Origin of the sequence: Paenibacillus sp. FSL L8-0708 (assembly GCF_038009325.1) — a bacterium.
Classification (GTDB): Bacteria; Bacillota; Bacilli; order Paenibacillales; family Paenibacillaceae; genus Paenibacillus_AQ; species Paenibacillus_AQ odorifer.
Genome location: NZ_JBBPBC010000001.1, coordinates 2885176 through 2900430, shown reverse-complemented (window position 1 = coordinate 2900430; position 15255 = coordinate 2885176). Strand labels below are relative to the sequence as shown.

Genomic DNA, 15255 nt, shown 5'->3' with positions numbered 1-15255 from the left:
AATAGTCATAGAAATGCCCCCATGAATCTTTAATAAGCCATAGATTCATGGGGGCTTCTTCGTTATTTTATTCTGAAAATTGTCACGGATTGCTTCGGAAACTCATAACTAAAGCTGCTTCCTTCTGTCTTAAAGCTGGTTTGTTTCGGAGAGACCTGCTGCTTATTCTCGAAGTTATTTTCGTCCTCAAGCGGGTGTCCCGACATTTCATAGACTTCGATGGTCAGTGCTTCTTTTGCCAAAGATTCCAGTAGAACCTCAGCAGAAACACTGTTCTCTTGTACGTTTACTGTCTTGAGGATAATATCCCCCGTTAAATCTTCCACACTTGCCGTGTAATACAGCGGTTCGATGACCGGAAGTTTATCTTCTGTCTCATTCACCAGTTCTCCGTTAATAAAGGTACGGATCTGTCTGCCCACTACTTCTAGCTTAAGATCGTATTCTACATCTGTTTCAACCGTAAACATAGCATGCGTCAGAACAGAATTTCTTCCGTTGATAATTGAGGCCACAATCGAATCCTGATTCTGCCAGCCACCTAGCTCCCAGTACAAATGATTCTGATCATCCGCTTTACCAAAATAAAAGATAAACCCTTTATTTCCTGCAGTTCGTGTAGCCTTAAAATGCAAAGTATAGTTTTCCCACTCTGTCTCACCAAGCTCTAGTGTCCGATTAGCCGTTTTGTTCTGAGCAGGGTCAGGCAGATTTGAAACTTCCTCTGATAAGTCAGAATACGTCTTCACTTCTCCCGTAAGATTGTTGACTAAGGTGATCTCGGAGAAACGAGCAGCAGAGGCATCCACACCGAAACTGACGGCTCCAGTGATCGCTTCCTTTCTGCTTTCCTTCGGTGCCGTGAAGCCATCTGCTTCCATCTTCAGCAAATGATCTCCCTGATGGTTCATAAATAGCTTTTGCACATAATAGTTTGCCGTTCCGTACACTTCATGATTATTGAACCAGATCATATCCGGCTTCCAGTTAATATAATCCACATTGCAGAGCATTGGAGCATAACAAGCTAAGCCAACGGCATGCGCATTATTTTGCAGACCTGTCATAAATGCTGCTTCCACCAATGCATTGTAATAGGTATTGCCCCATGAAGCATATTCACCGAGGAATACCTTTGGCTCATCGGCTTTGAAGTCATCATAACGATGATGATTAGCCAGGAACCATTCAGGTGTACAGTAATAATGCTCGTCTACGAGGTCAGACTTATTCTCTTTTGCCGACGTCCAGCCCCGTTCATATTCCTGGCCGGCAGAGAACGGACCGCTAGAATTAATGACCTTGATTTCCGGATATTTTGCTTTGATAGCTTGATGAAAGTAAGGATATCTCTCGAAAAAGGGTGCACCTACCTCTTCATTCCCAATGCCGACATACTCCAGCCCAAAAGGCTCAGGGTGACCCAGTTCTGCACGAATGCCTCCCCACTTCGTGGAAGAATCCCCCTTGGCGAATTCAATTAAATCCAAAGCATCCTCAATCCAAGGCGTTAATTCATCCAGCGGTACCATCCGTTTATGATGCGGGTCGTAGCCGCCCGGAAGAACGGGGATCGGCTTAGCTCCAATATCCTCACAGAACTGAAAATATTCATAATAACCTAACCCAAGCGTCTGATTATATGACCAGTTATTGCGTCTTGCCGGTCTTTGTGCAACATTCCCAATCGTATTCTTCCATCTGTACATGGAGTCTCTGTCATCTGGATCCAAGGAACCGTCATGCACCAGACATCCTCCTGGGAACCGCATAAATTTAGGTTTTAAATCAGCGAGCAGCAGCGAAATATCTTCACGCATGCCTCCGGGTCTATTCTTAAAGGTCTTCTCAGGAAACAGGGAAACCATATCCAGATATACCTTCCCGTTACCTTTGGTAACGATTACAAGACGACTGCTTGTGTCCGTGCTATTAGCTGTAATAACGGCTTCATATCGGGTCCATTCGGAGCTGCTTACGGGTATTTCCACTTCACCAAGAATGATGCCATCTGTGCTTTCGATGTTTACGGTAAGCGGCACATCAAAGCTTGTCTCCCGGCGGGCATACACCGAGAAGTTATAATTCTCGCCTTCTTTTACCGGAATACCACTGTTAAAGCCTAGATTCATCAGGCCAACGCCGTCACCTTCAGCCACAATATCGATGGCAACATAATGTTGGTTACGATCATTTAAGGGCTTGCTGTCTTCTACAGAGATATTTACCTTTCCATCTCCACGTTCTACAGGCTCCCAAGCCATCAGCGCATGATAATCTGCCCGGTCAATCGGGTCGAATTCAAAAGATCGGTTCTGAACTAGCTCAGCGTAAAGCCCACCATCGGCCGCATGATTCAAATCCTCGAAGAAAATACCGAATAGATCGCCTAACTCCGCCCCCCGCTTCTGCGTATGTATCTTCAATTTTCCTTCTGTCTTCATTCTTTTGTCTTCCTCCTTGTGAATTCCAATTTGATTTATATTTATGTTACTTAGTTCATATCAATATAAATCATTATAATAACTCCTCTCTATATTCGTCAATTCAAAAACGAAAAACTGACACCGAATATCCCTCGATGTCAGTTCACACTAGGAAGCCCTAGTAAAGGTTATAAAGAATACGTAAATTGATAGCTGCCCGAACCTAATTGAAGTCTCACTCCGTTATCGACCAAGCTGATGCTGTGCACGCCTCTGGACTGCTCCACAGGAACTTCATTTTCTAATAACCCTAGTTGATTGGCTCCAGGCAGAACGACAATACCGTTGGTATTGGCAGGAATCGTAACGTGAATCATCATTCCATTATCCTCTGATCGCCGCCACGCTGACTCCACTTTTCCGTACATGGTTTCAAGACTAGCTTCTGCGTAATCCAGACCGGGGCCTGGCTGTGGCTTGATATGAACGATTTTGAAACCAGGCTCCAACTCATCTGTTCCGATTCCTGCAACGTAACGATACAACCATTCACCTATTGCGCCATAGGCATAATGATTGAAGGAATTCATATCTGCACTCCAGAAGCTGCCGTCATCCTTAATCCCATCCCAATGTTCCCAAATCGTAGTCGCACCTTTCGTCACCTGATACAGCCAGGATGGATAATCCTTTTGAAAAAGAAGCTTATACGCGAGTTCATTATTTCCAATCTCGCTGAGCACAGGATTCAGATATGGTGTGCCCACGAATCCAGTAGTCAGATGATCCTTAGCTTCAGCAATCAGCTCAGTGAGCTTCTGAATTGCACGTTCTTTGGCGCCCCCTTCTATAAGATCGAAACGTAGGGCTAATATCTGTGCAGTCTGGGTAGAGACGGACAACCTTCCCGCAGGTGTTATGAACTCATCACTGAATGCTTTTATAATATTGGCGTGCAACTCACTATAATAGTCCACGTCCTCCGATTTTTCTAAGGCTATTGCCGCTTTTAAAGTAAGAGAAACGGAATAGGCATAAAAAGCGGTGGCGACATAATCCCGATCTGTAGCTCCCACATAGCTGTCTGGCTTGGAATCAAGCGCTAGCCAATCGCCGAAATGAAAGCCAGTATTCCACAGATAAGGGTTACTTCCCTGTGCATAGATATATGAAATCCATTGCTTCATGCTCTCGTATTGCTCTGCAAGCAGCCTTTTGTCGCCGTACATTTCATAGATTGTCCATGGACAGATCGTAGCTGCATCCCCCCAGGCTGCAGAAGAATGGTTAGTATCTCCGTCGCCAGGAGGCGCTGCTCTCAGCTCTGGAATAAAAAACGGAATGCCGCCCTCAGGGGTTTGGTCTGCCTTCAAATCCCGTAACCATTTCGTAAAGAAAGGTGCCGTATTCATCAAATAGGAGGCTGTTCGGACAAACATCTGAGCATCCCCCGTCCAGCCGAGCCGCTCATCACGCTGTGGACAATCAGTGGGCACATCGAGGAAATTCCCTTTTTGCCCCCACAGGATATTGTGATGCAGTTGATTCACAAGTGGATCTGAGCACTGAAAATCACCCGTACGTTCCATATTGGAGTGCACCACAATTCCTGTGAAATCCTCTAGTTGAAGATCTGCTGAGAACCCACTAAGCTTCACATACCGAAAACCTTGGAAAGTGAAGTGTGGTTCATACGTCTCTTGCTCCCCGCCTTTCAGAGTATAGCGGATGCACTGTTTCGCTTTACGCATATTCTCCGTGTAGAAATTTCCGTCCCGGTCTAATATTTCAGCATGCTGAAGTTCTACCATCTGACCAGATTGACCTTTTACATTAAATTTTAACCACCCTACCATGTTCTGGCCCATGTCCAGCACTCTATCTCCCTGCGGGGTAGTCAGCAGTGCAATCGGCTTCAAGGTTTCAACTTGTGTCACTGGCACATTTTCCTGGGCAACGATGATCGCTTTGGAATAATTAATAATGTCCACTGGATGCCAACCTTCTGATGAAGGATCAGTGATATCCAACTCCAGCCGAGCATCATAGGTTTCACCCTTATAAATTTCAGACATCATAATTGCGCTTTTTGCAGCCTGCCAATTCTGATCTGAGCTAATAAGCTCATTTGAACCGTCTGCGTACCGGATATGAAGCTCCAGCAGAAGTGAAGTCTTTGATCCATAAATCTCCTTTCGATTATCCCAGCCCAAATACCCTCTGTACCAGCCATTGCCCAACAGTGCGCCTAACGCATTCGCACCTTCATGCAGAAGCTTTGTGACATCATAAGTTTGATATTGCAGCCTCTTACTGTAAGTGGTCCAGCCTGGAGTAAAATAATGATCTCCCACCCGACTTCCGTTCAGCTGCAGTTCATACAAGCCCAAAGCAGTAGCATAAATCCTTGCACTTTCCACTGGACCTTTTACATCCACGAATGTACGAAGCTGTGGGCAAATCTCAGAATCTTGTGAAAAAGAGGCTGTAGGAGCGCTGATCCACTCCGCCTGCCAATTCCCTGCATCTAATAGTCCGGTTTCAAAAAATGCAACCTCAGACCAACCCGAGTCTATTGCATTCTGATTCCATGCCCGAACCCGATAATAATAACGCGTGCGAGCTTCCAGCAGCAGACCTTCAAGCTCAACATGGATCGATTGAGAAGACTTTACTGCCTCTGTATCCCATAGCTTGCCTTGAAAAAGCATATTCTCCGCCACTTGAATTTGATAAGCAGACTGCATGCAGTCCCTGTCATCTGAAACTAACTGCCAACTGATTCTGGGTCTGATCACATCAATTCCTAGCGGATTTTCTTTGTACTCACAACGAAGCTTAGTGATTGCGAACATATAGATAAAACCTCCTTCTATAGCGACAAATTAGTCTTTGCCCTATAATTATAGCTGGGTTACCGCTTTCATCACCCGGTAAAAAGGACATCATATCCCTGCAATCATGCCATGAATCTGGAAGGGGCAATTCAATATGCAACGAACCACCGAGTTGTTCAAAAATGAAATCTTTTTTCAAAACGATCTGCATCTGCTCGTTAACCGCTATTCAGAGAACTTCCATGCCCCTTTTCATGCTCATGAATTTATTGAGTATTGCTATGTAGCTGAAGGAAGAGGTTTTCATCACCTTGAAAATGAGATCTTTCCCGTTAGAAAAGGAATGCTGTTCGTGATTCCTGTAGGTGCCCCCCATGTGTTCCGTCCAGCATCTTCTGATACTTTAGGGAATCGCCTGATCGTCTATAACTGCCTTTTTGATATGCAAATGGTGGAGCAATTAAATATCGTCCTTCAAGAGCCATCTATCCGGGAGCACCTAGCCACTCTTGGGAGTAGCAGCTCATCTTACTTTTACGTCTCAGATCGAGATGGCTCTATTGAGCGCTTAATGCTGAATTTATATCATGAAATGTCGGTATCCGGTATGGGCTCCAAAACAATGCTTTACACCCTCTTAAGTCAATTAATCATAGCAGTGTACAGGCAAAAATACGGAGAAGATGACAAATCTACGATGGATATGGCAGACTTCACGCAAGTCATTCAATACCTAGAGCATAATCTGTCGGAAAAGATTACACTTGCCGAATTAGCCCGTATTTCACAGTGGAGCAGCAGGCATCTTCAGCGCATGTTCCACAAGCATACTGGCCAGTCCTTTGGGACCTACTTGAAGAATCTGCGAATGCATAAAAGCTGTGAATTGCTGCGTACTTCTGGACATAAAATTAATATGATTGCCGAGCTAGTTGGTTACCGTGACATCGACTCCTTTAACGCTGTATTCAAAAAAATAGTCGGCCAGACACCCATCGCGTACCGCAAGCTCTACAGATCATAAAAAAGCCGATGTCGTATGAACATCCATACAACATCGGCCCTATTAATTTATTGATTAGTGATCTGTTTAAGTAAAAACTCAACAAAATCAGTTGATTTAGTCTTACTGTCATCTTGTCCTAACGTTCCGACGATCATCTGGTTTGAATGGATAGGGAGTTCTGTAGCAAAATCCGTATCTGTGATATCTATGCCAGTAATCAGCTCTTGACCACTCTCCGGGTTAGTCATACGTTTCAAACGGTTATCATCAAGAGGAAGTCCTGCGGATTTAATAAACGACTCCAGATTTTGCAGTCCCGACTGCTGGCCAATCCATTCAAAAGTAGCATCATCCATAATCAGGATATCCGGATGATCGGCTGCCAGCATCGCCATAGCCCGCTGCATATAGCTCATATCCAAGGCTCCACCGTCCGTCCCACCTGTTGAGGGTAGATAAACGATTTCTGCCTCCACTCTCTTCCAAGCCGGGTAACGTTTGATAATTTCTTGTTTTAGCTCTTCATTCTTACCTGACGAGTCCTGAGATTCATAGTTGCCTAGGAACATGATTCGAACATCTACCGGTGGGAGCGTAGCTTCATATTTTCTTTCCTGCCATTGATCATAGAGCGCTTTCCCCCCAAAGATAACTACCAGCAGCACGATAATAGAAATAATAGTGTGCGTTTTGTAGAGTCGAAAGAAATTCTCCGATTTACGTGCTACGCCGGACATGGCTCCCCACTTCTCCAGCCGCTTGTCCTCTGCTTCCTGAATCTCCTTCTGATCCAAGCCATCTAGGATGGTTTTGTAAGCGCGGAACTCCTCTTCATAAGCTGCAACCTCATCTTCAGTCGAATTCGATCGACGGCGTTTCAAATGCATATCTAACCTTTTGTTCAATTCCTCCCGGGTAACGTCTTCAGGCAAGTTCAAACGCTCATAGGCTTGCTTTAGCTTCTCATTCAAAATGATGTCTCCTTCCTGATGCTTTTCGTCATTTCAGATCGTTAATTTGGTTCTATGTATTGAATTCTTGTGGCAGTAAAAGTATGGGCTAAGCCGCAAAAAAAACATCGCAGGAACTCAAGTAAACTATATCATGTTGTGCTAGACGGTAACAAGTAAGCGTTTATCTAATCCAAACCATGCAGCTGCTTAAATTGCTCAGGACTCATCCCTGTCAATCTTTTAAACACCAAACAAAAGTAACTAGCATTATCAAAACCCACTAGCTGGGCAATTTCATACATTTTTTTATCTCGTCCATTAAACATAAGCTGTTTACTCAAATTGATACGTTGCTTATTGATATAGGTTACAGGTCGATCATGAATTGTTTTTTGAAAAAGCCTGCATAAATACTGTGGCGATACAGAAATAATCTCCGCCAGCTCCTTTAAAGGAAGCGTCCTATGCAGATTGCTCTCAATATAACGCAGCACCGGCTTAATTCGCTCCAATTCATGTGCCTCATTCAGAGGCGATACTAGCTTTCTTTTTAAATCCAGAAGCAATGCATAAAGATGTTTAGATCGTGCCAAATTAGTCTCCAGCTCATTGCTATCTGGCAGCATAAGGATTTGCTTTAGAGGATTGAGCCACTGATCTTCTTTTAATCTAGCAGGACCAGACTCGCGGATGCCCGCATAGAGCAGCATTTGACCAACCTCTCTGCCATTGAACGAGACCCATGATACCTTCCATTCCTTCCCACTGATAGGGGCATACGAATGAGGAATATCCGGGAACAAAAAGAACACATCCCCTGGACCCACGAGATATCGGTTCTCATGAATGATAAGCTCACCCTTGCCTTCGTGAATCTGATGTATTTGATAGTCTGGAAAGCCTGCAGGACGTATAGTTTCTGGCTGATGCTCCCAAAATCCAAGGGTTGTAGCATAAAGCGGCAGCATGATTACATCTTCTGTTTGGCAAAAAATAATTTTGCTCTCCATAAAAAGTCCTCGTTTCATATTTTGTTATCTGGGACTAAAATTCTTTTATTTATCCTAACATTACTTCAACTTATAATATGAATATAATAACATTACAATGATTATAAAGGAGATCAACTCATGCGAGCAAAGTTTGTCTACCAGCCACCTGCTAACGGTTATCCGGAATGGAATAACAACCCAGAGACTTTTGAATTGAATCGATTGGATGCACATGCCTCCATGATCCCTTACCGTAGCTTATCCCAAGCGCTAACTAACGATAAAGAAACCTCACCTTTCTACCAAACCCTCAATGGGCTTTGGAAATTCGCTTTTTCCGAAACACCGGATCAACGAATTGTGGATTTCTATAAAACCGATTTTGATTGCAGTACTTGGGATACAATTCCTGTACCGTCCCACTGGCAGTTCCAAGGTTACGACTACCCACAATATACAAATCTCCGGTATCCTTGGGCGGAATCCGAGCCAGAGCTTAAAGCCCCCTTTGCCCCAACAAAATATAATCCAGTAGGCTCTTATCTACGAACCTTTACTGTACCTGAGTCTTGGAACGGTCAACCGGTGTACCTAAGCTTTCAGGGTGTTGAATCCGCTTTCTACGTCTGGGTAAACGGTGAACTTGTCGGGTACTGTGAAGATACATTTACTCCATCAGAATTCGATATCACCCCATATTTAGTGGCAGGGGACAACAAACTAGCTGTCGAGGTTTATCGTTGGTGTGATGCCAGCTGGCTAGAGGATCAGGATTTCTGGCGCCTGAGCGGTATTTTTCGGGAAGTCTATCTTTATTCGGCTCCTTCCGTTCATATTGCTGATTATTTCGTCCACACAGATCTGGATGAAAACTTCGTACATGCGGATTTAAATGTAGATATCAAGGTGGAAAATTATTTTAACGAGCAAAGCCCATATACACTGCAAATGCAGCTTTACAATAAAGAGGGCCAGCCTGTTTGGGAGACTCCTATCTCCGCTACGGGTTCCTTTGAGCAAGAAGGCGTTCAACAACTCAAGCTTTCTGCCCCGGTTGAGCAGCCTTTTAAATGGAGTGCTGAAACCCCTTATCTTTATACCTTAGTTCTGTCTATAAATGACGGCAACGGGCATACACAAGAAACGGTCAGCTGTAAGGTTGGATTCCGCAAGTTTGAGATTAAAGACGGACTTATGAAGATCAATGGCAAAAGAATCGTACTCAAAGGTGTCAATCGCCACGAATTCTCTTGCGACACAGGTCGTGCTTTAGCCAAAGAAGATATGCTGCGCGACATCCAATTAATGAAAACACATAATATTAATGCTGTTCGAACCTCCCATTACCCGAATCAGTCTGTCTGGTACGAGTTATGTGATGAATACGGATTATATGTGATTGACGAAACTAATCTGGAAACTCACGGCACCTGGGCATACAGCCAAGAAGGGTTGAATGACGGGAATGTCCCTGGAAGCAAACCGGAATGGCGGGCCAATGTCATTGACCGCTGCAACTCCATGATGCAAAGGGATAAAAACCACCCTTCAGTCATCATTTGGTCTCTCGGCAATGAATCTTTCGGAGGCGACAATTTTATCGCTATGCACGACTACCTGAGAGAAATCGATCCTTCGCGGCCCGTTCATTATGAGGGAATCTTCCACTGTAGAGAATCGGAAGCAGCAAGTGACATAGAATCTACTATGTACATTAAACCGCAGGATGTTGAAAAATATGCGCTTAATAATCCGAAAAAGCCTTATATCCTCTGCGAATACAGTCATGCCATGGGCAATTCATGCGGTGGGCTGCACTTATACTGTGACTTGTTCGACAAATATGATATTGTTCAAGGTGCATTCATTTGGGATTGGGTAGATCAAGCCATTCGGACCCACACCTCCGAGGGAATTGAATATCTCGCTTATGGCGGGGACTTTGGTGAATCGCCTCATGATGGCAACTTTAGTGGCAACGGATTGCTTTTTGCTGATCGTACGGTTACTCCTAAGCTCTTTGAGGTCAAAAAATGTTATCAGAATATTAAAGTAACGGCTGAAAATATCCTAGAAGGACTCTTCCAGATTCGCAATTCCTTCTTATTTACCAACTTAAAGGAATACGATCTCAAATGGGAAGTTCGTTTAGACGGAGTAACTGCGCAAGAAGGCTTGCTGAAGATCTCATGTGCACCAGGTGAGAACATTTCATGCAAAGTTCCTTACGAGCTGGATTCACTGCGTGGCAATCATGAAGCAGTTCTGAATCTTTCCTTTATTCAGCCTTCAGCAACTATATGGGCAGAAGCCAATCACGAAATCGCTTGGGAACAGTTCATTCTGTCACCCCGTTTTGTAACCAATACCTCAAAGACAATCGCAGAACCACTGCGTGTCAGCGAGCTTGAGAATGTTTTGAATGTACAAGGTGATAATTTCGAACTGAGCTTTAGTACCACTACGGGTGCTCTGAACTCTTATCGTTCCTCAGGCAAAGAACGTCTGCTTGAACCTGTAAGAGCTAACTTCTGGAGAGCAGTCACTGATAATGATTGTGGTAATAAATTGCCACAGCGGTGTGCAGTATGGAAGCAGGCATCGCATAAACAACACTTAATCAGCTTTACATTTAGAACCGAAGGCTCTCTCTGTTTCGTCTCTGCCAGCTACCTTCTGGCTACAAGTCCGGATTCCACGCTTCGGGTCCAGTATGTGATTCGTGCTGACGGGACTTTAGAGATCACGCAAGAATTGAGTCCGGGCAGCAGCGTTCTGCCAGAAATCCCTGAGTTCGGAATGATGTTCGTTCTAGATGGAAGTCTTGATACCCTGTCATGGTACGGCCGCGGACCTCATGAGAACTATTGGGATAGACAAAGCGGTGCCCCACTTGGACGTTACACTGGTAAGGTCAGTGATCAATTCACACCTTATCTCAAACCTCAAGAGTGCGGCAACAAGACAGATGTCAGATTCGCTTCAATTACAGAGGGCAACGATGGATCAGGGTTCTATTTTGAAAGTGCAACGCCTATCGAAGTTAATGCCCTGCCTTGGAAGCCTGAAGAACTGGAAGCCCATGACCACGTCTATAAATTGCCAGTTTCGAACAAAAGCGTACTAAGAGTTAACTACAAGCAAATGGGTGTTGGCGGGGACGACAGCTGGGGCGCACCAACTCACGAAGAGTTCACTCTGCCGGCTAATCGCCCGTACATCTTCCGTTTCACTGTCTCACTGCTCTAATCTCTTCCACTTATAAAAAAGGCCGTCTCTGGTTGGTTTCTACCACACAGGACGGCCTTCTTCTATTTATTTCACAGCTACTGTTCCTTGTCTGAATTCCGAAGGGCTTAAACCTACATTTTTTTTGAACTGTTTGGAGAAATAATAGAGATCGCTAAAACCAAGATCATGGGCAATCTCACCGACAGAACTTTGCGTCCCCCTCAATAGCTCCTTGGCCTTAGTTATCTTTTTTCGGGTGATATACTGAATGGGTGGAACTCCGATTTGCTGTTTAAATAGCCGGATAAAATAGTTGGGATGCATGTACGCAATCTCGGCAAGCTCGTGTATGGTGATATTTCGCTCGATATGAGCGTCTATGTACGTTAATACTTTCGTTAATTTTTCAATCGAGCTCGGATTCTTAAAGGTGATATCATCTACATCTATGTTCATAATAAAATAAGAAAATAACTCCATTAACTTACTTTTGGCTAATAAATGAGCATACACCGCATCAGATTTCATATGACTCGTTAGGCTGCTGAAAATCTTTTGGATTACATGAGGATCTACTTCTCTGCATACATGACTTAACTCTAACATTTTGAATAGATTAATGTCTCCGACTTTTGCGCTGAAATGGCACCAATACTTCTCAAAGGGTTGATCACTTATGCAAGAATAAGATTGCTTAACTCCCTCAGGCATCAAAAAAAGCTGACCAGGCTTCGGATAATATTCTCGATCCCCAATCTTTAACCAACCCTCCCCATCGCAAATAAAATAAAATTTACTATAGTCAGGTGTGTAGTCAAGATCTCTCCAGTCACGGCCACAAAGATTGTAATCAGCCATAAATAAATCAACCTTTAAATTGGATAAATAATTTGTAAGCAAAACATGGTTATCCATCCCTTACTCCGCCTTATCAGGTTAGTTTTGTACATCTAAAAGTTAATGTCCTACATTTTGATTTCCACCTCTAATCACTACAATGAAGAAGAAATAAACGTTTGAAAGGATGATTGCAAAATGGTGGATAAAAGCAAATATTTAAAAGTAATCGAAGATACGATCGTAACTGGAAGATTCAAAGCCGATTGGGATTCACTAAGTCAATTTCAAGTGCCTACGTGGTATGAGAACGCTAAGTTTGGTATTTTCATTCATTGGGGTCTTTATTCTATTCCGGCTTTCGCCAATGAATGGTATCCCCGAAATATGTATATCCAGGGTTCACGGGAATATGAACATCATCTTGCTACCTATGGCGAGCATAAAACCTTTGGCTATAAGGATTTCATCCCCTTGTTCAAGGCTGAGCATTTCAATGCTGAGGAATGGGCCAATCTCTTTAAATTATCTGGAGCCAAATACGTGATGCCTGTTGCAGAGCACCATGACGGCTTTCAAATGTATAAGAGCGCTTACTCCCACTATAACACATATGAGATGGGTCCCAAGCGGGATTTAGTCGGGGAAATGAAAGACGCTTTTGAGCAGCAGGGATTAGAGTTTTGTGTATCTTCCCATAGAGCTGAGCACTGGTTCTTCCTGTCTCATGGCAAGGAATTTGATTCCGATATCCATGAACCGCTTGTATGTGGAGATCTCTATTGGCCATCCATGCCCGAACCCGATCATCAGGATTTATTCGGCTCCCCACCCAATCAAGAATTTCTGGAGGATTGGTTGATTCGCTGCTGCGAGCTGGTAGACAATTATCAGCCGAAAATCTTTTACTTTGACTGGTGGATTCACACAGCCGCCTTCAAACCCTATCTCAAAAAGTTCGCTGCTTACTATTACAACAAGGGAGAGGAATGGGGAACTCCGGTTGCAATCAATTATAAGCATGATGCCTTCATGTTTGGCTCAGCAATCCCAGATATTGAGAGAGGTCATTTCTCCGGGCTTAAACCTTATTTCTGGCAAACGGATACAGCAGTTGCTAAAAATTCATGGTGTTATACTCCGGAAAATGATTATAAATCTGCCGTAGAAATTATCAGAGATCTAATAGATATCGTAAGCAAAAACGGCAACTTGCTGCTGAATATAGGTCCTAAAGCGGACGGCAGCATTCCAGCTCAGGATCAGGAGATTCTGCTTGGCATCGGAGAATGGCTAAAGGTGAATGGTGAAGCAATCTATGATACGACCTACTGGCGCACCTTCGGGGAAGGCCCTACGGAGATTGTTGAAGGTCAGTTTACAGATGGGATCACAAAAATTTTCACCAATGAAGATATTCGCTTTACGGTAAAAGGCAGTTATCTTTACGCTACTGTTCTTGTCTATCCAAACAACGGAATAGTGCAAATCAAATCCCTTAAAGAAAACGCTGCGCACTTCCATGGGATGATTAAACAGATCAAAATCTTAGGTTTTGAGGAACAACCTGCATGGGAAAGAACCGATGAAGCCTTGGTTATAAAAACGACCTCGGTTCGAAGTGAGACTCCGGTTGTTCTGCGGATTGAATTGGATTAGGGACACTTACAGAACTTCGTAACCTATAAAAAGAGTGTTCTTGCCCATCCAGCAGAGAACACTCTTTTATAGGTTTATAACCATCGTTTTATATTAAAAGTAGGGTACCCTGACGCTTATTGTCTTCATTCTAGTCCTATGAGGATATCTCGCGCGTAATTTGTTGGACTCCAAAATAATGCGACCATGAAGCGGATGCTCCGTGGGGATTTTTAGTTGTGCAGCAATGACTTCACTTAGCCCGTGGTTTCGAATGTCCGCTTGAAGCTGTAAGGCTTCTGGATCTTTTTCATGATCAAAATAAAGTGCAGAAGCAATAGCTGAGACTAAATGTGAAGTCTCAAAACCAAGTTCATGAGCAAGCATTGCCGGTTTTACGAGTCGATCATTAGGTGAAAGCTTGCGAAGCGGGGAGCGGGCGACACGTGTAATTTTATCGTTAAAGTTGGGGTTAGTGAATCGTTCCATCATCTTTTCTATATACCGGTCATGTTCTATGGGCTTGAAGCCATATAAATGCACCAATAAGGCCCCTGTTTCCTTAAGCACCCCGTGAACACGAACTCTGATTTCGGGATCAGACATCGCTTCTTGAATGCTAGTATAACCTTCCAGGTATCCAAAATAGGCTGCACTGCAATGACCTGTATTCACAGTATATAGCTTCCGTTCGAGGTATGGCGCCAGCGAATCCACATAATGGACGCCTTTAATTTCATTGTAATTACCAATCATTCCACTGCGGGGAATAACCCACTCACTGAAGGGTTCAACGAGGATTTCAAGTGAATCTGTATTTTTCTGCATAGGTACAATCCGGTCAACCATCGCATTGGGAAAAGCGACATTGCGGTCAGCAAGTTCCTTGAAGGATTGCTTCATATGCCGATAAACTGATTTTTTCAATTTCTGACTGCTTCCAATCCCATTCTCACAGGCAATGATATGAAGAGGGTTGAGATTTCTGCTATTTTCAAGCCTTCGTTCGATGCCCTGCGCAATGGTCTCAGCAATATCTTTTAAAGCGGATATTCCGACGGCAGTTGTCACAATTTCAGCTTCTGCTATAGCTCTAGTAACGTCCTCAGTATCATTCAGATTGATTGCAGTAACATTATCAACGATAAAGCTGTCCCTGTTCTTGTTAGCTAGGGTGACAGGATATTGCCCACGTTTTTGCAATTGGGCAATTTTACTCTTATTTCTTCCGACGAAACAAACATTGTAACCGGAGTCCGACAACATAGGCCCAATAAAACCTCTGCCAATATTGCCTGCTCCAAAATGTACGGCTCTCAATTTGGTATCCCCCTT

Annotated in this window: 9 protein-coding genes; 3 read left to right on the top strand and 6 right to left on the bottom strand. The window is 43.8% G+C overall.

Annotation, left to right across the window (positions count from 1 at the left end; all coding sequences use genetic code 11):
* Positions 1-62 precede the first annotated feature (62 nt).
* Entirely contained in the window at positions 63-2444 is a 2382-nt protein-coding gene (locus NYE58_RS13505; RefSeq protein ID WP_076277435.1) for an alpha-L-arabinofuranosidase C-terminal domain-containing protein, read from the bottom strand.
* Between the two features lie 170 nt (positions 2445-2614).
* The gene (locus tag NYE58_RS13500) at positions 2615-5281 is read right to left on the bottom strand and encodes a family 78 glycoside hydrolase catalytic domain (RefSeq protein WP_341002051.1); all 2667 of its coding nucleotides are present in this window, start codon (positions 5279-5281) and stop codon (positions 2615-2617) included.
* A gap of 136 nt (positions 5282-5417) precedes the next feature.
* Here NYE58_RS13500 and NYE58_RS13495 point away from each other — a divergent pair, with 136 nt between their 5' ends.
* A complete protein-coding gene (locus NYE58_RS13495) occupies positions 5418-6287 on the top strand; it encodes an AraC family transcriptional regulator (RefSeq protein WP_341002050.1) in 870 nt (289 codons plus the stop codon).
* Between the two features lie 47 nt (positions 6288-6334).
* On the opposite strand, the gene NYE58_RS13490 is transcribed toward NYE58_RS13495, so the two are convergent.
* Together NYE58_RS13490 and NYE58_RS13485 are read right to left on the bottom strand one after the other, a co-directional pair.
* Positions 6335-7240: a hypothetical protein gene (locus NYE58_RS13490; protein WP_076130585.1), complete on the bottom strand. Its 906-nt coding sequence runs from the start codon at positions 7238-7240 to the stop codon at positions 6335-6337.
* A gap of 167 nt (positions 7241-7407) precedes the next feature.
* Positions 7408-8250 carry an AraC family transcriptional regulator gene (locus NYE58_RS13485; protein WP_256716126.1) on the bottom strand — a complete coding sequence of 281 codons (843 nt, stop codon included), beginning with the start codon at positions 8248-8250 and terminating at the stop codon, positions 7408-7410.
* Between the two features lie 102 nt (positions 8251-8352).
* Between NYE58_RS13485 and NYE58_RS13480 the strand changes: the two genes are divergently transcribed.
* Positions 8353-11463, top strand: coding sequence for a glycoside hydrolase family 2 TIM barrel-domain containing protein (locus NYE58_RS13480; RefSeq protein ID WP_341002049.1), 3111 nt, complete (start codon positions 8353-8355; stop codon positions 11461-11463).
* A 66-nt stretch (positions 11464-11529) separates the two neighbouring features.
* Here NYE58_RS13480 and NYE58_RS13475 read toward each other — a convergent pair whose 3' ends face one another.
* Complete coding sequence (locus NYE58_RS13475) at positions 11530-12360, bottom strand: AraC family transcriptional regulator (RefSeq protein ID WP_341002048.1); 831 nt, start codon at positions 12358-12360, stop codon at positions 11530-11532.
* Between the two features lie 120 nt (positions 12361-12480).
* Here NYE58_RS13475 and NYE58_RS13470 point away from each other — a divergent pair, with 120 nt between their 5' ends.
* A complete protein-coding gene (locus NYE58_RS13470) occupies positions 12481-13941 on the top strand; it encodes an alpha-L-fucosidase (protein ID WP_341002047.1) in 1461 nt (486 codons plus the stop codon).
* A 93-nt stretch (positions 13942-14034) separates the two neighbouring features.
* Here the strand turns inward: NYE58_RS13470 and NYE58_RS13465 are convergent, their stop codons facing one another.
* Positions 14035-15240: a mannitol-1-phosphate 5-dehydrogenase gene (locus NYE58_RS13465; protein WP_339281953.1), complete on the bottom strand. Its 1206-nt coding sequence runs from the start codon at positions 15238-15240 to the stop codon at positions 14035-14037.
* Between the last annotated feature and the right edge of the window lie 15 nt (positions 15241-15255).